1 protein-coding gene is annotated in these 261 nt (G+C 73.6%); it reads right to left on the reverse strand.

From position 1 onward, the window contains the following. Positions 1-261 (reverse strand): beta-ketoacyl synthase N-terminal-like domain-containing protein (locus tag G3I65_RS31040; RefSeq protein WP_203612560.1); only part of this gene is annotated, 261 nt, incomplete at both ends.

Below are 261 nucleotides of genomic sequence, written 5' to 3' on the forward strand. Positions count from 1 at the left end.
CCGGCGAACACGCCGGTCCGGCTGCCGCGCAGGGAAAGCGGGTCGATGCCCGCGCGCTCGACGGCCTCCCAGGAGACCTCCAGCAGCAGCCGCTGCTGGGCGTCGGTGGCCAGTGCCTCGCGCGGGCTCATGCCGAAGAAGCCGGCGTCGAACTCCGCGGCGTCGTAGAGGAACCCGCCCTCGACGGCGTAGGAGGTGCCTTCGTGGTCGGGGTCGGCGTCGAACAGCGTGTCGAGGTCCCAGCCGCGGTCGGCGGGGAAC

The organism is Amycolatopsis sp. SID8362 (assembly GCF_010550475.1).
Taxonomy (GTDB): domain Bacteria; phylum Actinomycetota; class Actinomycetes; order Mycobacteriales; family Pseudonocardiaceae; genus Amycolatopsis; species Amycolatopsis eburnea.